24 protein-coding genes are annotated in these 20,116 nt (G+C 64.1%); 10 read left to right on the forward strand and 14 right to left on the reverse strand.

Features of this window, described 5'->3' with window-relative positions; genetic code table 11:
* Positions 1-28 precede the first annotated feature (28 nt).
* Both RHPLAN_RS23020 and RHPLAN_RS38520 read right to left on the reverse strand, forming a co-directional pair.
* Positions 29-328 carry an H-NS family nucleoid-associated regulatory protein gene (locus tag RHPLAN_RS23020; RefSeq protein ID WP_084245382.1) on the reverse strand — a complete coding sequence of 100 codons (300 nt, stop codon included), beginning with the start codon at positions 326-328 and terminating at the stop codon, positions 29-31.
* A 259-nt stretch (positions 329-587) separates the two neighbouring features.
* Positions 588-761, reverse strand: a complete 174-nt coding sequence (locus tag RHPLAN_RS38520) for a DUF1328 domain-containing protein (RefSeq protein WP_084245384.1) — start codon at positions 759-761, stop codon at positions 588-590.
* A gap of 378 nt (positions 762-1,139) precedes the next feature.
* On the opposite strand from RHPLAN_RS38520, the gene RHPLAN_RS23025 reads away from it, so the two are divergent.
* Together RHPLAN_RS23025 and RHPLAN_RS40960 are read left to right on the forward strand one after the other, a co-directional pair.
* On the forward strand, positions 1,140-1,664 hold the full coding sequence (locus tag RHPLAN_RS23025; RefSeq protein WP_068022488.1) for a GlcG/HbpS family heme-binding protein: 525 nt from the start codon (positions 1,140-1,142) through the stop codon (positions 1,662-1,664).
* A 181-nt stretch (positions 1,665-1,845) separates the two neighbouring features.
* A complete protein-coding gene (locus tag RHPLAN_RS40960; protein WP_157100798.1) occupies positions 1,846-2,007 on the forward strand; it encodes a Thivi_2564 family membrane protein in 162 nt (53 codons plus the stop codon).
* Positions 2,008-2,150: 143 nt separating this feature from the next.
* Here the strand turns inward: RHPLAN_RS40960 and RHPLAN_RS23035 are convergent, their stop codons facing one another.
* From RHPLAN_RS23035 to cutA, 5 genes are all read right to left on the reverse strand, one after another.
* Positions 2,151-2,711, reverse strand: coding sequence for a hypothetical protein (locus RHPLAN_RS23035; RefSeq protein ID WP_068022494.1), 561 nt, complete (start codon positions 2,709-2,711; stop codon positions 2,151-2,153).
* Positions 2,712-2,817: 106 nt separating this feature from the next.
* The gene (locus tag RHPLAN_RS23040; RefSeq protein WP_068022497.1) at positions 2,818-3,147 is read right to left on the reverse strand and encodes a hypothetical protein; all 330 of its coding nucleotides are present in this window, start codon (positions 3,145-3,147) and stop codon (positions 2,818-2,820) included.
* A 411-nt stretch (positions 3,148-3,558) separates the two neighbouring features.
* On the reverse strand, positions 3,559-4,023 hold the full coding sequence (locus tag RHPLAN_RS23045) for a hypothetical protein (protein WP_157100430.1): 465 nt from the start codon (positions 4,021-4,023) through the stop codon (positions 3,559-3,561).
* Between the two features lie 353 nt (positions 4,024-4,376).
* Positions 4,377-4,709: a hypothetical protein gene (locus tag RHPLAN_RS23050; RefSeq protein ID WP_157100431.1), complete on the reverse strand. Its 333-nt coding sequence runs from the start codon at positions 4,707-4,709 to the stop codon at positions 4,377-4,379.
* 133 nt (positions 4,710-4,842) lie between these two features.
* On the reverse strand, positions 4,843-5,178 hold the full coding sequence (gene cutA / locus RHPLAN_RS23055; protein ID WP_068022506.1) for a divalent-cation tolerance protein CutA: 336 nt from the start codon (positions 5,176-5,178) through the stop codon (positions 4,843-4,845).
* Positions 5,179-5,239: 61 nt separating this feature from the next.
* Here cutA and RHPLAN_RS23060 point away from each other — a divergent pair, with 61 nt between their 5' ends.
* From RHPLAN_RS23060 to amaB, 3 genes are all read left to right on the forward strand, one after another.
* Entirely contained in the window at positions 5,240-6,019 is a 780-nt protein-coding gene (locus RHPLAN_RS23060; RefSeq protein ID WP_068031692.1) for an NAD kinase, read from the forward strand.
* Between the two features lie 111 nt (positions 6,020-6,130).
* A complete protein-coding gene (locus tag RHPLAN_RS23065; protein WP_198164454.1) occupies positions 6,131-7,312 on the forward strand; it encodes an alpha/beta hydrolase in 1,182 nt (393 codons plus the stop codon).
* Between the two features lie 73 nt (positions 7,313-7,385).
* Positions 7,386-8,903 (forward strand): L-piperidine-6-carboxylate dehydrogenase, encoded by a 1,518-nt coding sequence (gene amaB / locus RHPLAN_RS23070; RefSeq protein WP_068022509.1) that lies wholly within the window; start codon positions 7,386-7,388, stop codon positions 8,901-8,903.
* A 122-nt stretch (positions 8,904-9,025) separates the two neighbouring features.
* On the opposite strand, the gene RHPLAN_RS23075 is transcribed toward amaB, so the two are convergent.
* Positions 9,026-9,523, reverse strand: a complete 498-nt coding sequence (locus RHPLAN_RS23075; RefSeq protein ID WP_237179896.1) for a PRC-barrel domain-containing protein — start codon at positions 9,521-9,523, stop codon at positions 9,026-9,028.
* A 202-nt stretch (positions 9,524-9,725) separates the two neighbouring features.
* Positions 9,726-10,982, reverse strand: coding sequence for a cobalamin-independent methionine synthase II family protein (locus tag RHPLAN_RS23080; RefSeq protein WP_068022512.1), 1,257 nt, complete (start codon positions 10,980-10,982; stop codon positions 9,726-9,728).
* A gap of 235 nt (positions 10,983-11,217) precedes the next feature.
* Between RHPLAN_RS23080 and RHPLAN_RS23085 the strand changes: the two genes are divergently transcribed.
* Positions 11,218-11,775, forward strand: coding sequence for a response regulator (locus RHPLAN_RS23085; protein ID WP_068022515.1), 558 nt, complete (start codon positions 11,218-11,220; stop codon positions 11,773-11,775).
* A 5-nt stretch (positions 11,776-11,780) separates the two neighbouring features.
* Positions 11,781-12,347 carry an Hpt domain-containing protein gene (locus RHPLAN_RS23090; protein WP_068022518.1) on the forward strand — a complete coding sequence of 189 codons (567 nt, stop codon included), beginning with the start codon at positions 11,781-11,783 and terminating at the stop codon, positions 12,345-12,347.
* Positions 12,348-12,360: 13 nt separating this feature from the next.
* Here the strand turns inward: RHPLAN_RS23090 and RHPLAN_RS23095 are convergent, their stop codons facing one another.
* Complete coding sequence (locus RHPLAN_RS23095; RefSeq protein ID WP_068022521.1) at positions 12,361-13,542, reverse strand: DUF2336 domain-containing protein; 1,182 nt, start codon at positions 13,540-13,542, stop codon at positions 12,361-12,363.
* Between the two features lie 115 nt (positions 13,543-13,657).
* Entirely contained in the window at positions 13,658-14,680 is a 1,023-nt protein-coding gene (locus tag RHPLAN_RS23100) for a transglycosylase SLT domain-containing protein (RefSeq protein ID WP_068022524.1), read from the reverse strand.
* Positions 14,681-14,795: 115 nt separating this feature from the next.
* Between RHPLAN_RS23100 and RHPLAN_RS23105 the strand changes: the two genes are divergently transcribed.
* A complete protein-coding gene (locus RHPLAN_RS23105) occupies positions 14,796-15,290 on the forward strand; it encodes a MaoC family dehydratase (RefSeq protein ID WP_068022527.1) in 495 nt (164 codons plus the stop codon).
* Between the two features lie 127 nt (positions 15,291-15,417).
* Here RHPLAN_RS23105 and RHPLAN_RS23110 read toward each other — a convergent pair whose 3' ends face one another.
* The gene (locus RHPLAN_RS23110) at positions 15,418-16,395 is read right to left on the reverse strand and encodes a Bug family tripartite tricarboxylate transporter substrate binding protein (RefSeq protein WP_198164455.1); all 978 of its coding nucleotides are present in this window, start codon (positions 16,393-16,395) and stop codon (positions 15,418-15,420) included.
* Positions 16,396-16,883: 488 nt separating this feature from the next.
* On the opposite strand from RHPLAN_RS23110, the gene RHPLAN_RS23120 reads away from it, so the two are divergent.
* A complete protein-coding gene (locus RHPLAN_RS23120; RefSeq protein ID WP_068022537.1) occupies positions 16,884-17,762 on the forward strand; it encodes an HpcH/HpaI aldolase/citrate lyase family protein in 879 nt (292 codons plus the stop codon).
* A gap of 147 nt (positions 17,763-17,909) precedes the next feature.
* Here RHPLAN_RS23120 and hisI read toward each other — a convergent pair whose 3' ends face one another.
* Complete coding sequence (gene hisI, locus RHPLAN_RS23125) at positions 17,910-18,350, reverse strand: phosphoribosyl-AMP cyclohydrolase (RefSeq protein ID WP_068022540.1); 441 nt, start codon at positions 18,348-18,350, stop codon at positions 17,910-17,912.
* A gap of 136 nt (positions 18,351-18,486) precedes the next feature.
* Complete coding sequence (gene folE, locus RHPLAN_RS23130; protein WP_068022543.1) at positions 18,487-19,146, reverse strand: GTP cyclohydrolase I FolE; 660 nt, start codon at positions 19,144-19,146, stop codon at positions 18,487-18,489.
* A gap of 253 nt (positions 19,147-19,399) precedes the next feature.
* On the opposite strand from folE, the gene RHPLAN_RS23135 reads away from it, so the two are divergent.
* Positions 19,400-19,846 (forward strand): iron-sulfur cluster assembly scaffold protein, encoded by a 447-nt coding sequence (locus RHPLAN_RS23135; protein WP_068022546.1) that lies wholly within the window; start codon positions 19,400-19,402, stop codon positions 19,844-19,846.
* The last annotated feature ends 270 nt before the right edge of the window (positions 19,847-20,116 follow it).

Genomic DNA, 20,116 nt, shown 5'->3' on the forward strand with positions numbered 1-20,116 from the left:
GCAAATCCGGATTGGAATACCTCTAATTTTATTCTTTGATGCGAAAGCTTTCCTTCTTGAGTTTGGTCCCTTTCATTTCCTCTTTCATCCAGCGCGGCAGTGCCCCGCGACCGGACCAGACCAGACTCGGATCCTGCTTGCTGCGAAACTGCGGCGCGACCTTGCGGCCTTTGCGCTTTCTGCCGCTGCCGCGTGTGGGTTTATCACCGGTTAATTTGGAAAGCTGCTTGCGAAGGTCTTCGGCACGACTCGAAATAGCCTCGGCCACTTCATCGCGAAGTTTGAAAAGGGCTTCCACCGACATCGAGGCGAGACTTTGTTTAGCCATACCAATCTCCTGGGAAAGCGCGGGTTTTCGCAGAAATCACGCCAAAGGCAAGCACGCCAAAGTGGTATGCATTGATAGCACACGGACTGAAAGACATTAGGCGGGGATTTCCTTGCACAATGTGCGGCCGATCCGTGCGGAAATTAAGGGCACGGGTATTGTCGGCCCGCAATCTCGTACATCGCTGCGATACCTGAGGCGAAAGCTCAAAGTTTGACGCCATGCTTTCGAATTCTCGAACGAGATGTTCGATGGGCGACTATGCCCGAAAAATAGTAAGTCCCAAAACCAACAAGACCAGAAAGATCACCACGAAGATGTAAAAGAGAATGCGCGCAATATCTGCACTTGCGGCCGCGATACCGGTGAAGCCGAACAACGCGGCCACGAGAGAGATCACCAGGAATATCAGCGCCCATTTCAGAAGCGACATGAAGTTTGTCCTCGCACATTCGACCGAACAACAATGCAATGATGCTTTGGTTCCGAAACCTTTCCGGTGCGTTGGCGTTGGATTAGGCACACGCCGGGTGGCAACCGGTCACAATGGGGAACGACGGACGCAGTTGATTTTGCCGGTTTCTAACTGCGGCAGCAGCGCATCGGTACGCGCCGGCGTCTAACCTGTTCCCGGCGCGTGTCCGATTTTCCAGGCACCGGTTATCTTGCATCCGTTCTTCGGGGCGGTACGGCGCAAAGCCCCTCGCCTCGTCGCAAGGCGCAGCCTATAAGTCTCCATCTCATTCGAAGCCGGATGTCGGCTGGCTTGATCCAAGTCTGTCCCGGACGGCTGCAATATGGAGGAATTACCATGCGCGCGATCACGCTCGACGAGGCCGTCAAGATCATCAATGAGACCTTCGCCGAAGCGAAGCGCCGCAACGCCTATCCGCTGACTGCCGTATTGCTCGACGCCGGCGGACGCATGAAATGTGCGATGAAGCAGGACGGCGCCTCGTTGCTGCGCTTCGAAGTCTCCTACGGCAAAGCCTATGCGGCGCTGGCCATGGGCCGCGAGTCCCGCCAGGTGCTGCAGAAGGCCAAGGACAAGCCGCTGTTCATGCAGTCTTTCATGGAGCTCGCCGACGGTCCCATGTTCCTCGAAGGCGGCGGCCAGCTCATTCGCGACAATGAGGGCGAGGTGATCGGCGCGATTGCCACCACCGGCGACACCAACGAGGTCGACGACCTTTGCGCCATCGCCGGCATCCGCGCATCGGGCTTCAAGACCGACCACGACTTCAGCGAAGCCGACATGCGGCGGTTGAACATCAAGCGCGGCAAGCCCATCGAAGACCCGGAAAAGGCCGGCAAGACGCACCTGAAAACCGTCTGAGCCCGAAGGCCTGTAGCCGTCCAATCGATCGGGGCGTCCGCTGTGCGGGCGCCCCGATGGCTTTTCAGGGGACGGACAATGGCCGGTGGAACCGAACGCGGAACCGTTGGTTATCGGCGCGGCCGGATGTCGGCCCGACATTGTCTCGTATCACGCCGCCCTCTCGGCGAAAGGATCGGCCATGGCCACGCTCATCAGCGCCCTGATTACCTTTGTTGTTATCATTCTGGTTCTCTATCTGGTGAACTTGCTGCCGATCGACGGCCGCGCCAAACAGATCGTCCGCGTCATCGTTGTAATTATCGGCATTCTTTCGCTGCTGCGCTATCTCGCCGTATTCTAGAAAACATCCGCCGGTCTAAGGATAAGCTTCCGAGCATGCATTAATAAGATGCCCCGCATTCTAGCGGGTATCTGCACGGCACTCATCGATCGTCGTGCTGGCAGAAGCGCGGCTCGCGGTGGCCTTCGTGCCACCGGGCATCGTCACATCTTCGACAGCTTTGCCACGTCGATCGCCTGCGCGTAGGCGAGCTTGGACGCGCCATCGGCCGAGCCTTCGACCGAGATCAGGAACTTGTTGGCGACCACCATCTTGACGTTGCCATCGCCGTCCTGGATCGCGCGTTGATTGCCGACTTTGACGAGCTTGCCCATGGCGCCGGCCATCGCCGGGTTGTTCAGAAAGGTCGCAATCTGCGTCACGATCGCGGAATCGCCGGAGATCTGCACCTCGACGCGATCGCCTTTGGCATTGGTATAGGCGCGGCTCGCGGTCGAGGCGCCGAAGCCCGCAGCTCCGAGCGCCGTGGTCTGCGCCTTCTCGGCCTTCCAGCCGGGCAGCGCGTTGGGGAGCAGCACCGCGAAGGCGTCGGCATTCTTCTGGCCGATGAGTTGCGACGCGAGATCGAGCGATTGCTTGGCTGAGCCGAGATCGCCGGCCTGATAGGCCTTGCGCGCCTGGTCCATCGCATCGGTGATGTCGTCGGCGAACGACGGCGCAGCGGATACGGCAAGCAAAATCAGCGCAGCAGTCAGGCGTGTCATATGTCTCCCCGGAATACGAATCGCGATCGGCAATTTAGCACAGGCCGAAATAGCTGAAGGCCGGCCTTGCGGCCGGCCCCCAGTGCCCGAACAGCGAAGCAACCAATCAGTTGCCGGCCTTCGGCGCGCTACCCGTGGTCACCGCCGCAGGCTTTGCCGGCGCGGCCTTCACGGTCGCCACATGCTTGACGTGATGGCGGCCATGACGCGCGACCTTGATGTGCTTTTTCATCTTGGTGTTGCTCACCGCTTTGATGTGCTTGCGGTGCTTGGCATGCTTGACGACCTTGTGGGTCTTGCCGTTGACCGTCTTGACCACACCCTTGGTCATTTCGGCCGTCGTGGCGGAGGCCGTGTTGGTCGCAGCAGCCTGCGCCAGCACCGGCGAGGCGATGACGGAGGCGGCAAGGAGAGCCGCAGCGAGTGACTTCAGCATGATCGTAATCCCTGTTTCGCGCGCCGGCCCGATTGCCGGTCTTGCGCTTTGTGAGGGCATTATCGGCTGCGGCGCTGAACGGCCTCTGAGAACGGTTGACACCTGTCGTTCAGGTGTATGAACCGCCGTTGCGGCTTGGGTTTGCCGGCAGGCGGCGCCAAGGCGAATTCATGGCCGGGTAGAATGGTTTTCCTCGCGCTTCACGGCGAGTTGAATGCGAACGTTCAAATCGCGCTTTTGGGTTATTTTCAACCCGGCTGACGCCAAATCGACGCGGTTTTGACTACGGCTGGAGAGCGCATCATGACAAAAATTTCATGGTGCTTTTCTTGAAGACGTCAGCCGGACCCGCACGCGCGTCGAGCCGCCGCATCGCGATGTCGTCGCGAGGCTCGATTTTCGAGCGGGACCTCAGCCGCGTCCGAACCACTGCCGCAGAGAACCGCCGACTTTGGCAAGCATCTCACCGATGCTCACCCGGTTCGCGACCGAACGCGCCCGCGCTGCGATCATGTCGCCGGTGATCATGCCGCTGTAGTGGCAGTCGCACAAAAGGTAATGCACTTCCGCCTGCGACAGGTCGAAGAATGTCATGCCGTCGGCCAGCCGATCGCCCGCGAGGCCCTGCGCGCGCAGCACCGGATCGCGGTAGGCGATCTCAAGTGGCGAGTTATCGATCCTGAGTGGCAGGCGGTCAGGTTCCGGAAGATATTCGATCCTGGTCAGCAATGTTACGGGACCGGCATGCTGCGCCAGCACGTGGGCCAGTCTTTGCAATCGCATCCGGCGCAACTCGCGCGGCGACGGCGCGACGCGTTTTTCAAGTTCGACAATCGCCGCTTGGTTTCGCAGCTGTTCTAGCGGTTTGTGCTCCATCGAACGCTCCTTTCACGAAATATGATCGTTGCAAGAGATCGTTCGCCGCGGAGATTTCCGTAGCGGACGTTGGTCGTAGATTGATCGCATCGCCGGCTGCCGCGGCGGTTTCGTGAGCAGGTGCTCGGCGGCGGCAAACACCGCGATGCTAAAGGCCGATGAACGAACAAACGCGCGTTCGCGATCCTGGTTGCCTTAAGACACCAAGATTCCGCGGCAAAACAATGGCCCGATGCCGGGAAGCCGGCATCGGGCCATTCCTATCGATCTCCGCACGCAATCGAGCGGAGCACTTTTTGAAACGCGCGGTCAGCGCGTTCCAAAGCCGGATTGCCGACCAAATCCCGAGACGCTCAGTGCCGCAGATGCGATTTCACGCCAGTGTCTTCGGATTTCTCGCCTTCGGCCTCCAATTCAACCAGGACCTCGGTCGTTTGCGGCGCATGCGGCGAAAGACTCGTTGCACTGTCGTCGGTCCAGGTCGCGAGATTGACCACCGCCGCGACCTCGGCACCCGAGTCGTCGCGCTCGATCGGCTCGACGATGTTCAAGCCATTGGGAGCGAGGAAATAGGTATGATCGCCCCACAGGCCCCGGATCTTCTCCATCGACGGGTGGTCCTCGGGAAGGACCTGGGCTTCGAATTGGCTGAGGGCCTGCTCGACGCGTGCTTGGCTCAGTCTCATGTCACGCTCCCTATGGCGTTGGGGTTTGCGGGTTTCGCCCGTCACGCGGAACCGCAACGACCGCGGCTCCGCTCGCCCTCACCTGGGATCGTTCGTCGATGTGTCAACCGGCGCGCCGGCACTTCTTTCGCGGCTAATCTTTGACCTCGGCCTCGCCGGTCGCCGCGAGCAGCCAGCCGAGATAGGATTTTTCCACGCTTTCCAGCGGCATCACCAGAATCGCCGGTGTCTCATAACTGTGCAGGGCTTTCACCGCGTCGGACACGTCGGCGGCGAGCGACGCCCGGGTCTTGACGATCATCACCGCCTCCTCGCCGCGCTCGACCGCACCCTGCCAGCGATAGATCGAGGTCATATGGGGCAGGATGTTCACGCAGGCCGCCAGCCGGCGCTCCACCAGCTGCCGGCCGGCGGCCTCCGCCTCGACAGCCGAGGGCCAAGTCGTATACACGAACACCGCGCGTTCCATGGTCCCTCGCCTTGATGGCAGTCCCGATGGCATGGGCGCGCCGGGGGTCGGTGGCCGCGCCATGCTTCGCAAGACAGGATACGAGCGGATCGCCTTCGTCGCGAGCCCTGCGCCGGAGGCACGCAAGGCGTTGGCCAGCCTGACCAGGCGCTACGGCAATGTCGCGCCATCGAAAGCCGACGTTGTGGTGGCGCTCGGCGGCGACGGTCTCATGCTGCGAACCCTGCACAAGCTGATGCATACCGACAAGCCGATCTACGGCATGCACCGCGGCACCATCGGCTTCCTCATGAACGACTTCTCGGAGACGAAGCTCCGCGACCGGCTTGCCGCTGCGCACGTCGCGGTGATCCATCCACTGACGATGCGAGCCCGCGACACCCGCGGCCGGCTCCACGAGCACTACGCCATCAACGAGGTGTCGCTGTTCCGCCAGACCTATCAGGTGGCGCGGATGGCGATCGAGATCGATGGCCAGGAGCGCATGCCCGACCTGATGGGTGACGGCGTGCTGGTCTCCACGCCCGCGGGCTCGACGGCCTACAATCTTTCCGCCCAGGGCCCGATCATCCCGATCGACGCGCCGCTGCTCGCGCTCACCCCGATCAGCCCGTTCCGGCCGCGCCGCTGGCGCGGCGCGCTGTTGCCCGACCGCGCCAAGGTCACGATCCGCGTGCTCGATCCGAAGCGGCGCCCGGTTGCCGCCGTCGCCGATCACGCCGAGGTGGGCTCCGTGCGCGAGGTCGAGATCGGCATGGATTACACCGTGTCGATGCAGATGCTGTTCGATCCAGGCCACAGCCTTGACGAGCGCATTTTGCGCGAGCAGTTCGGGTACTAGCCCGAAGTTGGGCGGGATGGGCAGCGCCCACTCGCCTCGCCAATTCGATCAAGACCTGATTTCGTTTCCGCGCGCGGCGTTCTAGCATCCTCCCAAATCAGGGAGGCTAGCATGCACGGGATGAGCAACAAGAAACTTGGGCTGGGCGCAGCGCTGCGGTCGCTGCTCGGCGCGCTGCTTGCGAGCGCTCCGCAGGTCGCGACCGCGGCCGACGAGCCGCCGCCGATGGTGCTTGCGAAGACCGGCTATTTCTTCGTCGGCGGCAAGATCGATGCTTCCGTGCCCGGCTCGCCGATGACCGGGCAGATGTATGTCGAATACTTCATCCCGAAGACGCTGTCGCATCCCTACCCGATCGTCATGATCCATGGCGGCAGCCAGACCGGCACCAACTTCACCGGCACGCCGGATGGCCGCGAAGGCTGGGCGCAGTATTTCGTGCGCCGCGGCCACGCCGTCTATGTGGTCGATCAGGTGGCGCGCGGCCGCGCCGCGCATTTCTCGCAGTCGCAGGGCAAGGTCGCTGACGGCAATCTCAATCGCACCGAGCAGCGCTTCGTCGCGCCGGAACGTTTCAACCTCTGGCCGCAGGCCAAAATGCACACCCAGTGGCCGGGTGCCGGCAAGCCTGGCGATCCGGCGTTCGACCAGTTCTACGCCTCGCAGTTTCCCTCGCTGGTCGACTTCCCGACCCAGCAGCGCCTCAACCGCGATGCCGGCATCGCGCTGCTCGACAGGATCGGCCCCGCGGTGCTGCTCACCCATTCGCAATCCGGCACCTTCCACTGGCCGATCGCGGATGCCAGACCCAATCTGGTGAAGGCCATCATCGCGGTCGAGCCGAATGGCCCGCCGATCTACGAGACCGAATTCAAGGGCGCGCCGGAATGGTTCGCCGACATGGGTAAGAAGAAGCCGTCGGGGCTCGGCGAAGTGCCGCTGACTTACGATCCGCCGCTCAAAGCCGGCGAGGAGCTCGCCTTCGTCAAGCAGGACAAGCCCGACCGGCCGGATCTCGTTCGTTGCTGGCAACAGCAGGAGCCGGCGCGCAAACTCAAGAACCTCGCCGGCATCCCGATCGTGATCGTGATGTCGGAGGCGTCGTATCACGCCTCATACGATCACTGCACCGCGAACTATCTGACCCAGGCCGGCGTGCACAACACCATGATCAAGCTCGGCGAGATCGGCATCCACGGCAACGGCCACATGATGATGCTGGAGAAGAACTCAGACGACATCGCAGCCGTGATGCGCGACTGGCTGATGAAGACTCTGCCGCCGAAGAGCTAGGTAAATCACTCGACACCGGCCGCAAACCGCGATTCACTGTCGGCTGCCCTCGATCACACGATGGGGCTCTGACATGACGCTTGCGGACGAGGTTGCTTCGCTGCTCCGGGAGCTGGGCGTTCCTCAGGACCGCACCAGCCATGGCACGCGTACGGTGCATTCGCCGTTGACCGGAACGGCCATCGCCAGCGTGCCGGACACGATGGCCGACGGCGTAGCCGAGGCCGTCGGGCGAGCCGAAATAGCCTTCCACCAGTGGCGATCGACACCGGCACCGCGGCGCGGCGAGTTGGTCCGCCTGCTCGGCGAGGAGCTGCGCGGCGCCAAGCCCGCGCTGGGCCGTCTCGTCACCATCGAAACCGGGAAAATCCTGTCGGAGGGCACCGGCGAGGTCCAGGAGATGATCGACATCTGCGACTTCGCGGTCGGTCTCTCCCGCCAGCTCTACGGCCTCACCATCGCCAGCGAGCGGCCCGATCATCGGATGATGGAGCAGTGGCATCCGCTCGGCCCGGTGGGTGTCATCACCGCCTTCAACTTTCCGGTCGCGGTCTGGTCGTGGAACGCCGCGCTCGCATTGGTGTGCGGCGACCCGGTGATCTGGAAGCCGTCGGAGAAGACCCCTCTGACCGCGCTCGCCGTGCAGGCGCTGTTCGAGCGCGCGGCGGCGCGGATGCAGGACATCCCGGCCGGCCTGTCGACCGTGCTGATCGGCGGGCGGGATATCGGCGAGAGACTGGTCGATGACCCGCGCGTGCCGCTCGTCTCGGCGACAGGCTCCACCGCAATGGGCCGGGCGATCGCGCCGCGGCTCGCCCAGCGCTTCGCCCGGGCCATTCTGGAGCTCGGCGGCAATAACGCATCGATCGTGTGTCCGTCGGCGGACCTTGATCTGGCGCTGCGCGCCGTCGCGTTCGCGGCGATCGGCACCGCCGGTCAGCGTTGCACGTCACTGCGAAGGCTGTTCGTGCATTCCACCGTTTACGATGCATTCGTCGCCCGGCTGAAGCAGATCTATGAGTCCGTTCGGATCGGCAATCCGCTTCTCAGCGAAGACATCCTGGTCGGCCCGCTGATCGGCGAAGCGGCGTTCCAGAACATGCAGGCCGCCCTCGCGGATGCGCGAAAGCTCGGCGGGAGGGTGTCGGGCGGCCAGCGCGTCGACGACAAGCAGCATCCCGCGGCCTATTACGTCAGGCCAGCGCTGGTCGAGATGCCGGCGCAGACCGGCCCGGTGCTGCGCGAGACCTTCGCGCCGATTCTCTACGTCATGGAATATTCGGACTTCGACGCGGCGCTGGTGCTGCACAACGGCGTGCTGCAGGGCCTGTCATCCTCGATCTTCTCGAACGATGTTCGCGAGGTGGAAAAGTTTCTCTCCGCGGCGGGCTCGGATTGCGGCATCGCCAATGTCAACATCGGTCCATCCGGCGCGGAGATCGGCGGGGCGTTCGGCGGCGAAAAGGAAACCGGCGGCGGCCGCGAGGCGGGCTCGGACGCATGGAAGGCCTATATGCGCCGCGTCACCAGCACCATCAATTTCGGGCGCGAGCTCCCGTTGGCACAGGGTGTCAGGTTTGACATCGACTGACGCTGCGCTGTATCGCGCGACGCGGCGTCAACGCCGTTCGGCACGGCGCGTGCGTGCGCTGCTCGGCCCAATCGCCACAGCTCAACACCACGAACAAAGACCACAGCGCCGGATCTCGTCTGTCAGACACCCCAATAGCGCGGCGCCTTGTAGTAGTGGTGAATCACGATCTCCTGGCTCCGGTCGCCCCAGTCGAACTCCTCATCCGCCTCATAGGCGGGAGCGCGAGTGAGCTCCTCGTCCGTGAGATCGACCTGGTAAGCCTCCTGAGCGAGGTCGTATTTCAGCCGCGTCCATGGGATTGGCAGGTGCTTCTTCTCCATTCCCAGAAAGCCACCGAAGCTCAACACCGCATAAGCGACGTTGCCACTGAGCTTGTCGATCATCAGCCGCTGAATGGCGCCGATTTTTTCTCCATTTGGCCGGCGCACCGGCGTTCCCTCAACCCGGTCACTTGCGATCAGGGTATGAGGTTTCAGGCCGGATGGCCGGCGCGTCTGCACTTCTGCCGTATGCATTGTCATGGTCACCTCCATGAGCTCGACGTGAGCTTTCACGACATGAGGTTTCGCGACAGAAAACATGGCTATCAGCCGCTGAACGGGCGACTGCCCGATCAAGCGCCAATCCGTCTGTCTAGATACAGGGAAATCGAAAGCCACATGTTCACCGCAGTAACCTCCGGCAAATGAGGCGACCTCAGCGGCAGGAACACGGTCACACGCTCCGATCATTTGGCGACTCGGCCGGCCGCTTCGGTGCGCATCCTGTTTGACTTAGGCGCCAGCGCAGCGTTTGCAAGGGTCGCGCCAGCGAAGGTCTTTACGCCGCGCGCTTCCGCTTCACAGCCTTGACTGCGCGTTTCTTCGGCGCTGCCTTTTTCGGCGCGGGTTTCTTCGCGGCCTTCTTGCCCCTGCCCCACAGCTCCTTGGTCGCAAGCCGCGCTCCCTCGGCGAGCGCCTCGAGCTTCGCCCACTGGATGCTCGGGTGCACCCGCTGATGAGTCGGCTGCTGCGCGAAGCCGCAGTCGGAGCCTGCGATCACGTTCTCGCGGCCGACCAGCTTGGCGAGCCGCACGATGCGCTCGCAGATCAATTCCGGATGCTCGACCACGTTGCTGACATGGCTGATGACGCCCGGGATCAGCACCGCGCCCTTCGGCAGCTTGATGTCTTTCCAGATCTGCCATTCGTGCTCGTGGCGCGGATTGGCCATCTCCAGCACGAAGGCGCCGGCGCGCACGCTGAGGATCAGGTCGATGATTTCGCGCATCGGCACGTCGGTGGTGTGCGGACCGGGCCAGCTGCCCCAGCAGACGTGATAGCGGATCTTCTCCGACGGGATGCCCTTGATGGCTTGGTTGGTCACCGCCATCTGCCTGGCGACCCACTTGCGGTAGTCCTTCATGGTGCCGGGCGGCACCATGCGGTCATAGGTGACCGCGGCGCGCGCGTCGTCGAGTTGCACCAGGAAGCCGTTGTCGACGATCTGCTTGTATTCGTCGTGCATCGCCGCCCCGATCGCGTCCATCAGGTCGTCGTCATTCTGGTAGTATTCGTTCTTGCGGTCGGGGATCACCGACGCAGGCGCGGCGACCGGCATGAAGCCCTCGACCGCCTTGGTGTTCTTCATCGCCGCCTTGAAGTTGTCGATGTCCTGCTGGAGCGCCGCCTGCCCGGTGTACTTGATCGGACCGATCACGACCGAGTCCGTCGTCACCTGGATGTGGTCGCGGGCGTCGAGCTCCTTGTAGAACTCGGCGAAGCGCGTGCGGTCCGCGCCGCGGGTGAACGGATTGCCGGTCGGCGTGAACGGCCGCCGCTCGAAACCGCCCATGCGCTCGATGACATATTGCGACCACGAGATGCCCTTGCCGAACTCGCCGTCGCTGACCACGTCGACGCCGGCCTCGGCCTGATGGCGCACCACATCGGCCACCTCCTCGGTCAGCGTCTTGGCATGGGCCGCGGCGTCATAGCCCTCGCCCTTTTGCTTGGCGCGCAGATGCGCGCGGACCGATTCCGGGCGGATCAGGCTGCCGACGTGAGTGGTGAGGATGCGATCGGTGCTGCGGTGCATGGTGGTCCCTGTCTTACGCGGTCGCGCGATGGTTAGCAGGTCGGCGCAGGCTTGCAAACGCGGCAGCGAAGGCCTGCAGCGCCCACTTTTGGGCCCATGTTTTCGATCCGAGTCAGGGCGGATGCCCACCACCTGCTTCGCCCTTGTTGGGCGGATTTCTATCCTAAACCGCTCGTTAACGGCCATCACCTAAAATGCACTGTGATATCGAAACTGTTTCTGTGGCGTGAGGCTTATGGTTCGCATTGATTTCAACCGCCTGCGGTTTCTCGTCATCGACGACAATCCCCACATGCGGCGGATCATCCGCACACTGCTGCACGGGCTCGGCACTCGCGATGTGTTCGAAGCCGATGACGGTGCAACCGGTCTCGACGCCTTCACTCATAACGGGCCCGACATCGTGCTGATCGACTGGGCCATGCCGGTGTTCGACGGACTTGAGCTCACGAAGATGATCCGCGAGACGGAGGGCACCGCCAACCCCTATGTGCCGATCATCATGATCACCGGCCACACGGAGAAAGACCGGGTGACCGCGGCGCGCGACGCCGGGATCACCGAATTCCTCGCCAAGCCGATCTCGGCCAAGGCGCTGTATCATCGGATCGCGAACGTGGTTGCGCATCCGCGGCCGTTCATCAAGACCAAGACCTACTTCGGCCCCGATCGTCGCCGCAACACCAATCCGAGCTATGCCGGCCCCGAGCGCAGAACAGGCGGCCGGGCGGAGGTGATCCGGCAGCAGAGCCTGCGCGAAACGACGAATCCCGTCGCGGCGAAGGGGCACTGATCGAGATGGCCAGCAGAGTCGCCGGCGACGACCCCAAGGTCGCGACGTTCAAGGATCATCAGGTGATCACGCCGGATACGCGCAAGCTGCGCCGAACGGTGCGCGCGGCGATGCCAGGCGAGCCCGATCAGATCGAAGCCGCCGAGCAGGCGCTGGCGCGGCTCTCCGGCGATTTCCGGCTGTGGATGAACGACGAGTGCGCCAAGCTCGACGCGATGCGTCGCAAGATCAAGGACAGCCCACTGTCGAAGGAAACGAGCCAAGAGCTGTTTCTCGCCGCCCATAACATCAAGGGCGACAGCAGCACTTTTGGCTTTCCCGAAGTGGCATACGCGGCCGACAGCCTTTGCCGGCTGATCGAGTACACACCCGAGCTTGCCAAAATCCCGCTCACGATCATCGATCAGCATGTCGACGCGATCCGCGCCATCGTGCGCGAGCACGAACGCGAAGACATCTCGAAAATCGCCGGCACGCTGACACAGTCGTTGCGCGCCGTGACCGACGAATTCCTGCTCGCCGAAAACAAGCACCGCCCGGACGTGCTGCGGATCATCCGCAAGCAGGCTTGAAGGCTCTTCCGATCTAGGCCGCCTCTGCGTGCCATTCCGGATCGACCGTGATCCGGCCGGTCGCCACGAGCTCGTCGCAGAACAGCCGGGCCTCGTCGCGGGCGGCTTCGGCCGCGAAGCGGCGAAGCAGCGTCAGCAGCGGCTCGATCTCGTCGGCCGCGTCGCTCTCGCAACGGCTCAGCGCCCGCTCGATGATGCGGCGCTTGAGACGGCTCGCGCCGCCCGGCTCCATGACGAAACCGTCTTCTCGCATCGCTTCGAGCGCCTCACGGAACACCAGGAACGTTGAAGGCGGCAGCCCGGCCTTCTCGTAGAGCGCGCGGAAGCTCGCGCCTTTGCGGTCATGAACGATGCCGGCGACGCGGGAGAGCGGCACCTGCGCGAGTTCGGCCAGCGACTCTTCGAGGAACGAGACATTGCCGGACAGCAGCGAGCGCAGGATCAGCCCGGCATTGAGCTGGCCGCTTTCGCAGAGATGGCGGATCAGCGGCCGCACCTCGGAGCCGGGCGAGTCGGCGGCGAGCACCACCGTGGCACGCTCGCAGGCCTCGCGGGTCACGCGCTCGGCGCGCTCCGGCTCGAGCCACTCGCGGGCGGTGACAAATTCGGCGAGCGTCCGGGAGAGCTTCTGCACCAACGCCTGTCGCGTCGACGCCGTCAGGTCGAGGCGCTGCAGCAGCACGTCGCGGATCGCGGCGAGATGGCCGTGGCGCTCGATGATGCGGTCGAGCGAGAACGGCACGAGCTCGGCATGAGAATTTTCGAGAAGCAGCAGGCAGGCTTCGGCGGAGCCGACTTCGGCTATGGCTGCGGCCACCGAGCACGGCAGCAGCGCGCGCATCGCGACGGCAGCCTGACGCTCGACATCCCCGCTCGCGACCGCCTCGACCAGATCGGCGTCGAGCAGCAGCGGCGAGCGATAAAGAACCGGCCCCGCCACGTCCGGCTGATCGCTGGCCAAGGCATGAACGATATTGGGCGGGGCGGCTTCGCTTGCCGCGAACACGTCGGCGAGCGCGCGCCGCACCAGCGGCGACGGATCGTCGAGCAGCATCGTCATCGCGCCTTCGGCGGCGATGCGGTCGCTGTCGGAAAGATCCGAATAGAGATAGGCGCGAGCGAGAGCGCCGGTGGCTTCAGCGCGAGTGCCCGACGGGGCGGTGCGCAGCCAGTGCAAAAACTGACGAACGATCATCACGACACCACAGGTACGAACACCCGGTCGACTCGCCGGTACACACGCACCATAGCGTCAGGGGCTTAACAAAGCGTTCAGCATAAATCTTAACCTGCTGAGCGTTGACCCGCGATCAGACGCGGCCGCGAAACAGCGCTCGGGCGTCCGGAAGCTGATCCTGGAAAAGATCGAGCGGCTGCGGCCTTCGTGGCGGCTCGGGTGAAGCCGGAAGCTGCGGCTCCGGCGCGACGGGAGCGTAGGCCGTGGCCGGCGTGGCAGATGCGTCGGACGCTGGCGATGTCGGAGCGGCTGGCGGCGTGCCCCAGAGCGCACTGACAACGGGCGCCACCTGCTCGTTGTCTCCGCCCGAGCGGAACAGCCCGTGGAACATCGGGTTGGCGTTTCTGACGACCGGCGCGGTCTGCTGTGCATTGGCGGCTGCCACCGTGGCCTGATCCGGCAACACCGTCGGTCGCGGATTGGGAAGCGGCGGCCGCGCCATTGCGGTGGAAGCGGCCGGAGCATTGCTGGCCGGCGCGGCACGGGCCGTGCCATAGCGGCCGAGCAGCGTCTTGTAGACCGCCGCGGCGCCGCGGGCGTTGCCGCTCGCATCAAAAAAGATCGACGGGTTGGAGCGCGCCGGCCCGGGAAACAGCGCAGCGGCCGGCGTGTAAGGCCGCGATTCGGCAAGATCGATGAGGCGCATCGCGCCGTTCGGCCCGAGGAAGTGCGCGATGTAAAGTTCGCCCTCGCTCGGCGCGCGGCCGAACCGCTCGGAGAGCTTGCCGGCATTGGCCCGCGTGTAGGCTCCCGCCATCACGGCGTTCGCGGTCGGGTCCGAACGCATGTCCATGATGCGGTTGTACATCCGCGGATCGGACACCGAATATTGCCCCGAAGCCTGCCGCGAGATCGCGTTGGCGTAAGGCGCGTAGCCCAGCGCCGTGCCCTGCTCTTTCAGCGTCGACAGCCAGGTCTGCTCGATGAATTGAAACAGCCCCTTGGCCGAGGAAGACGGCGCCTGGGCGTTGGGGTTGAGGTTCGACTCGACCTGGGCGGTCGCAAGCAGATATTTGAAGTCCGCACCGGTCATCCGCGCGGCCTGGCGAATGGCGCCAGTCGCGGCCGTCTGATTGCCGGTGGGCTCGATGTTCATCGCAGTCTTCGACGGCCTTCTGCCTGCCGAGTCGCGGACAGCGATCGGGCTTAAGCGAACTGTTAACGATTATGGTAAACGAAACCTTAACTTGAGATCGAACGGAGAACACAAAATGGCCGACAGCAACACCATCACGGCGCACCGGCACCAGCGAGGCGGGCTCTATTTCGAGGGCTTCGAGGTCGGCTCGCTGACCGAGCACCGCTATCGGCGCACGGTGACGCAGATGGACAACATGCTGTTCTCCAACATGACGCTCAATCCGCAGCCGCTGCACATCGACCGGCACTTCTGCGAGACCGAGACCGACTGGGGCCAGCCGCTGATGAACTCGCTGTTCACGCTCGGGCTGATGGTCGGCATCCAGGTGTCCGACATGACCAATGGCACCACCATCGCCAACCTCGGCATGACCGACGTCAAATTCCCCCACCCGCTGTTCGAGGGCGACACCGTGCATTGCTCCACCGAGGTGATCGGCAAGCGCGAGTCGAAGTCGCGGCCGGGCGCCGGCATCGTCGAGTTTCACCACCGCGCCTACAATCAGGACAACAAGCTGGTCGCCGAGTGCAAGCGGCAGGCCTTCATCAAGATGCAGCCGAAGTAACAGCAGACGGACCACTTGCGCTCCGTCTGACGATGCGAGTTAGACGGAGCGCGCGAACGGGCTGAGATCCATCCGCACCAGCCGGGCATTGGAGCGCCCTGGCCACCAACGAAGCGAACGATGTCGCTCACTGCGCCTTGAGGCCGGCCTGCTCCGCGATCTTGGCCATGCGCTGTGCCTCGGCGTCCAGCGCGGCGCGATAGTCTTCGGGCCCGGCGCCGACCGGCTCGATGCCCGCGGTCGCGAACTGCGAAATGATGTCGGGCTCCTTCACGATCGCCGCCATCTCGGCCGCGATCTTGTCGACCGCCGCTTTCGGCGTGCCGACACGCGTGGTGATGCCCTGGATCACCGCAAGATCGAAGCCCGGCGACAGTTCGGCGATCGCCGGCACGTCCGGCGCCTGCGGCGAACGCTTCGGACCGTTGCTTCCGAGAATGACCACCTTCCTGGTCTCGGCCGCCGGGCGAAGCCCTGCATAGGCGGCGAACAGGATGTCGATGTGACCTCCGAGAATGGCGCCGATGGTCTCGCTCGAACCCTTGTAAGGGATGTGGTTCATCTTCAGACCGAACGCGGCATTGAACGCCTCCATCGACAGATGATGGAAGCTGCCGATGCCGATCGAGCCGTAGTTGAGCTTGCCCGGATTGGCGCGGGCGTAGTCGATCAGTTCCTTGAGGTTCTTCGCCGGCACCTGCGGATTGATGGCGAGAAACAGCGGCGCACGCGCGACCATCGCGACCGGCAGCACGTCCTTCGGGTTGTACGGCAGCTTGGCGTACAGCAATGGACTGATCGACAGGATCGCGCCGTCGGCCATCATCAGCGTGTAACCGTCGGCCGGTGCCTGGGTCATCGCCGCGGTGCCGATACCGGAATTCGCGCCCGGCCGATTTTCGATCACCACGGGCTCGCCAATCCGCTCCTGGAGCCGCTTGCCCACGATCCGGCTGAGGGTGTCCGGCAGTCCGCCGGGCGGGTTCGGCACGATGATCTTGATGGTCTGGTTGGGGTACGGCGCCTGAGCCAGCGCACCGAGCGGCGCCATCGCGGCGATCAACGCTGCAGCCAGAAGGCTCGCGCAAAATGGCTGTGGTCGCATGGTCGCCCCCCTCTTCCCGCCAATATTCTGGCGGGCGGCATCGGCCATGGATAGGGGCTGCGACCAATCGCCGGGCCGCCGGACGGCAGTCCCCAAACGACACGCGGCCACCCGAAACCGGGCAGCCGCGTCATGTCAAAGTCGCAACGCGTCAGATTTTGACGACGCCGGCGAGCTCCAGCACGCCAAACGCGATCAGAATAACCATCAATACGAGAGCAAACCGCCTGAAGGCATCGCCGCCTGGATTGCTGGTGGTTTCAGTCATGACATCGCCCTTCTCGAATTTTTTGCACCGGTCCACGTTTGGCCGTGCGGTTGCAGGAGGCATCATGCACAGATCGCCAAGGCCAAACATTAAAGCTTTGTCATGTGGGGACATCGGACGGGCGCCAGCCCAGGGACCGGCAGTTCAGAGCCCTCGTTGACCTCGGCTGGTCCCCAATGGCATCGATTCCGACCCTTTATGGCCAACGAGGTCCGGCACCATGCGCTCTTTCCTCTTCATTCCCGGCGACAGCCCCAAGAAGCTCGAAAAGGGCCTGGGCAGCGGCGCCGACGCGCTGCTGCTCGACCTCGAGGATTCGATCTCGCCGCAGAACAAGGCCGCGGCGCGCGACACCACGCTGGCCTTCCTCAAGGAGGCCGTGCCGGTCAAAGCGCGGCCGCGCATCTATGTGCGCATCAACGGCCTGCAGACCGGGCTCACCGACTCGGACCTCGACGTCATCGTGGGCGGCAAGCCCGACGGCGTGATGTTTCCCAAGGCCGAAGGCGGCGCGGCGGTGACCCATTGCGACGCCAAGCTCGCGGCGCGCGAGGCCATCCATGGGCTGCCGGACGGCGCGCTCGACATCATCGCCATCGCGACCGAGACCGCGCAGGCGATTTTCCTCGCCGGCACCTATGGCGGCTCAAGCAAGCGGCTCAAGGGTCTGACCTGGGGCGCGGAGGACCTGTCGGTGGAGCTTGGTGCGGAGGCGAACCGCGACCGCGATGGGCATTTCCTGGCGCCCTATCAGCTCGCCCGCAGCCTCTGCCTCGCCGGTGCCGCAGCCGCGCAGGTGCAGGCGATCGATACGGTTTATATCGACTTCCGTAACGAGGCGGGCCTGCGCCTCGAATGCGAGGAAGCGCGGCGCGACGGCTTCACCGGCAAGATGGCGATCCATCCGGCGCAGGTCGCAGTGATCAACGAGGTGTTCACGCCGACCGCCGATGCGGTGAAGCGCGCCGAAGCCGTGATCGCGGCCTTTGCCGAGAACCCGGGCGCCGGCACCGTCGGCATCGGTGGCGTGATGTACGACCGCCCTCATCTCGAACGCGCGCGGCAATTGCTGGCGCGGGCGAAGGCATTTCAGAAATAGACCACCGACGTCATTCCGGGGCGCGCCGATAGGCGCGAACCCGGAATCCAGACGCGCACGCACTTTCTCCTTGGCTGGATTCCGGGTTCGGCCCTTAGGGCCGCCCCGGAATGACCGCGGGGAGAGATCAATCCAACGTTGCGCGGCCTACTCAGGCTTGCTGTAAGTTTCGGCAGGATCGAAGGTCTTGGCAGCGTCCAGGAACTCGAGCGTGACGGCACCGACCTGCCGCAACGGTATCCCGCGATAAAAACAGGACCGTCGGCCGGTGTGGCACGCGCCCGGTCCAGTCTGCTCGACCCTGATCCAGATCGCGTCCTGATCGCAATCGATCCGCATCTCGATGACGCGCTGGGTGTGGCCCGAGCTCTCGCCCTTCTTCCACAACGCGCGGCGCGAGCGAGAATAGTACCAGGCCTCGCCGGTCTCGATGGTGCGGCGCAACGCCTGCTCGTTCATGTGCGCGACCATCAGCACCTCACCGGTCCAGGCGTCGGTCGCGACACAGGTCATGAGGCCGTCGGCGTCGAACTTGGGCATCAACGCCAAGCCCTCTTCAACAGCCTGCTTCGATGGGTTCTCGGGCATGATTCAGCAATCTGAAGGTGAAGTATTTCGGGAAAGATAGCGCATTGCGGGCCGGCCTTCGAGCCGAAGCCTGGAGACGCGAATGCCCGGCTCGGAGCCGGGCATCGCACGATTCAAATCAGCCAGATCGGCGCCGTTACCGCTGGCCTCCGCGCACCAACTGGATGAAGCGGACCTGTTCGTTCGTATCCTCACGGAAGGCGCCGCGGAATTGGGTCGTGACCGTGAGCGCGCCGGGCTTCTCCACGCCGCGCAGCGACATGCAGGTGTGCTCGGCCTCGATCATCACGGCGACGCCGCGGGGTTTGAGGATCTCCTCGATCGCGGTGGCGATCTGGGAGTTCATATGCTCCTGGGTCTGAAGCCGCCGCGCATAGACATCGACCAGGCGCGCAAGCTTCGAGAGGCCAACCACCTTGTCGACCGGCATATAGGCGACGTGCGCCTTGCCGGTGAATGGCATCATGTGATGCTCGCAGGCCGAATTGAACGAGATGTCGCGCACCAGCACGAGATCGTCGTAGTTGCCGGTCTCCGAGAAGGTGCGCTCCAGCGCCTCAACCGGCGACTCGCGGTAGCCGCGATAAAGCTCTTCGTAGGCTCCGACCACGCGCTTGGGCGTGTCCAGCAAGCCTTCGCGGGCAGGATCGTCCCCGATATAGGCGAGCAGCGTCCGCACCGCGGATTCGGCCTGCTCGCGCGACGGGCGCGGGCTGACGGGATCTGGCGCTTTACGGACGTGGTCACTGAGTGGGGAATTGGAGCCCACGACTGCGGGCTTAACGATGGCGTCCATCGGTCTCTCCGTTCGACCAGAGCCTGGTCAGGGCATTCCGCCGAGCCTGCTCCGGATGTGTCACCGGGGGGCCGCGTCGCTAACGCGCCCGGGCGTGCGGTCTAGCACGGCGGGCGCCTGAACGTCGCATTCCCTATGTGCATGGCTCATCCACCGGGAAGAGCCATCACCTCGCCGTTCCGTGAGCGTGAACCGCTCTTTCCGGAAGGGTTCGGTCGAGCCATATATAGAGCAACCCGCCCTGAGGATTGCAATGCTGAACGAGGTCTACAACCGCCGCATCCTGGAATTGGCGGGGGGGATTCCGCGTCTTGGCCGCCTTTCGGAGCCGGACGCTTCCGCGACCGCCCACTCCAAGCTCTGCGGCTCGACCGTCACGGTCGACCTGAAGATGGACGGCGACACCGTCACCGACTTCGCCCATGAGGTGAAGGCCTGCGCGCTGGGTCAGGCTTCGTCCTCGATCATGGCGAGCCATGTGGTTGGCTCGAAGGCCGCCGAACTGCGCGAGCTTCGCGACACCGTGCGAAAGATGCTCAAGGAGAACGGCGCCCCGCCCAAGGACGGCAAATGGGCCGACATCGCGGTGCTCGAACCGGTGCGCGATTACAAGGCGCGCCATGCTTCGACGCTGCTCACCTTCGACGCGGTGGTGGACGCCATCGGTCAGATCGAGAAGCGCAACGGCAAGGCGGGCTGAGGCTCGTGACATCCCGTGGGGCGGCACATGGCGGGCGGGCGCCATCGCCGCGGTGGCAAGCTTAGCTCCGGCCCTGCCGGCCCGGTCCAACGGCTGCGGCCGCGAAGCGGCCTCGATCCGCAAGGCCGAGCCCCGGCTCCCTCGCCTCGAGATTGCCCCTCCCGCCGACCAGCAGATCGTCTGCATCACGCTCGGGGGCTGAGCAGCCTGGTGTCGCGGTTCGCAAGTTCGCCGATATTATGGTGGGGAAGCCGGTTTTGTCTGATGCGG

It is taken from the genome of Rhodoplanes sp. Z2-YC6860 (assembly GCF_001579845.1).
GTDB lineage: Bacteria > Pseudomonadota > Alphaproteobacteria > Rhizobiales > Xanthobacteraceae > Z2-YC6860.

What these genes read in the sequence shown, in the direction of transcription:
- RHPLAN_RS23020 (WP_084245382.1), bottom strand. Translation starts at nt 328, where the DNA reads ATGGCTAAACAAAGTCTCGCCTCGATGTCGGTGGAAGCCCTTTTCAAA.
- RHPLAN_RS38520 (WP_084245384.1), bottom strand. Translation starts at nt 761, where the DNA reads ATGTCGCTTCTGAAATGGGCGCTGATATTCCTGGTGATCTCTCTCGTG.
- RHPLAN_RS23025 (WP_068022488.1), top strand. Translation starts at nt 1,140, where the DNA reads ATGCGCGCGATCACGCTCGACGAGGCCGTCAAGATCATCAATGAGACC.
- RHPLAN_RS40960 (WP_157100798.1), top strand. Translation starts at nt 1,846, where the DNA reads ATGGCCACGCTCATCAGCGCCCTGATTACCTTTGTTGTTATCATTCTG.
- RHPLAN_RS23035 (WP_068022494.1), bottom strand. Translation starts at nt 2,711, where the DNA reads ATGACACGCCTGACTGCTGCGCTGATTTTGCTTGCCGTATCCGCTGCG.
- RHPLAN_RS23040 (WP_068022497.1), bottom strand. Translation starts at nt 3,147, where the DNA reads ATGCTGAAGTCACTCGCTGCGGCTCTCCTTGCCGCCTCCGTCATCGCC.
- RHPLAN_RS23045 (WP_157100430.1), bottom strand. Translation starts at nt 4,023, where the DNA reads ATGGAGCACAAACCGCTAGAACAGCTGCGAAACCAAGCGGCGATTGTC.
- RHPLAN_RS23050 (WP_157100431.1), bottom strand. Translation starts at nt 4,709, where the DNA reads ATGAGACTGAGCCAAGCACGCGTCGAGCAGGCCCTCAGCCAATTCGAA.
- cutA (WP_068022506.1), bottom strand. Translation starts at nt 5,178, where the DNA reads ATGGAACGCGCGGTGTTCGTGTATACGACTTGGCCCTCGGCTGTCGAG.
- RHPLAN_RS23060 (WP_068031692.1), top strand. Translation starts at nt 5,240, where the DNA reads ATGCTTCGCAAGACAGGATACGAGCGGATCGCCTTCGTCGCGAGCCCT.
- RHPLAN_RS23065 (WP_198164454.1), top strand. Translation starts at nt 6,131, where the DNA reads ATGCACGGGATGAGCAACAAGAAACTTGGGCTGGGCGCAGCGCTGCGG.
- amaB (WP_068022509.1), top strand. Translation starts at nt 7,386, where the DNA reads ATGACGCTTGCGGACGAGGTTGCTTCGCTGCTCCGGGAGCTGGGCGTT.
- RHPLAN_RS23080 (WP_068022512.1), bottom strand. Translation starts at nt 10,982, where the DNA reads ATGCACCGCAGCACCGATCGCATCCTCACCACTCACGTCGGCAGCCTG.
- RHPLAN_RS23085 (WP_068022515.1), top strand. Translation starts at nt 11,218, where the DNA reads ATGGTTCGCATTGATTTCAACCGCCTGCGGTTTCTCGTCATCGACGAC.
- RHPLAN_RS23090 (WP_068022518.1), top strand. Translation starts at nt 11,781, where the DNA reads ATGGCCAGCAGAGTCGCCGGCGACGACCCCAAGGTCGCGACGTTCAAG.
- RHPLAN_RS23095 (WP_068022521.1), bottom strand. Translation starts at nt 13,542, where the DNA reads ATGATCGTTCGTCAGTTTTTGCACTGGCTGCGCACCGCCCCGTCGGGC.
- RHPLAN_RS23100 (WP_068022524.1), bottom strand. Translation starts at nt 14,680, where the DNA reads ATGAACATCGAGCCCACCGGCAATCAGACGGCCGCGACTGGCGCCATT.
- RHPLAN_RS23105 (WP_068022527.1), top strand. Translation starts at nt 14,796, where the DNA reads ATGGCCGACAGCAACACCATCACGGCGCACCGGCACCAGCGAGGCGGG.
- RHPLAN_RS23110 (WP_198164455.1), bottom strand. Translation starts at nt 16,395, where the DNA reads ATGCGACCACAGCCATTTTGCGCGAGCCTTCTGGCTGCAGCGTTGATC.
- RHPLAN_RS23120 (WP_068022537.1), top strand. Translation starts at nt 16,884, where the DNA reads ATGCGCTCTTTCCTCTTCATTCCCGGCGACAGCCCCAAGAAGCTCGAA.
- hisI (WP_068022540.1), bottom strand. Translation starts at nt 18,350, where the DNA reads ATGCCCGAGAACCCATCGAAGCAGGCTGTTGAAGAGGGCTTGGCGTTG.
- folE (WP_068022543.1), bottom strand. Translation starts at nt 19,146, where the DNA reads ATGGACGCCATCGTTAAGCCCGCAGTCGTGGGCTCCAATTCCCCACTC.
- RHPLAN_RS23135 (WP_068022546.1), top strand. Translation starts at nt 19,400, where the DNA reads ATGCTGAACGAGGTCTACAACCGCCGCATCCTGGAATTGGCGGGGGGG.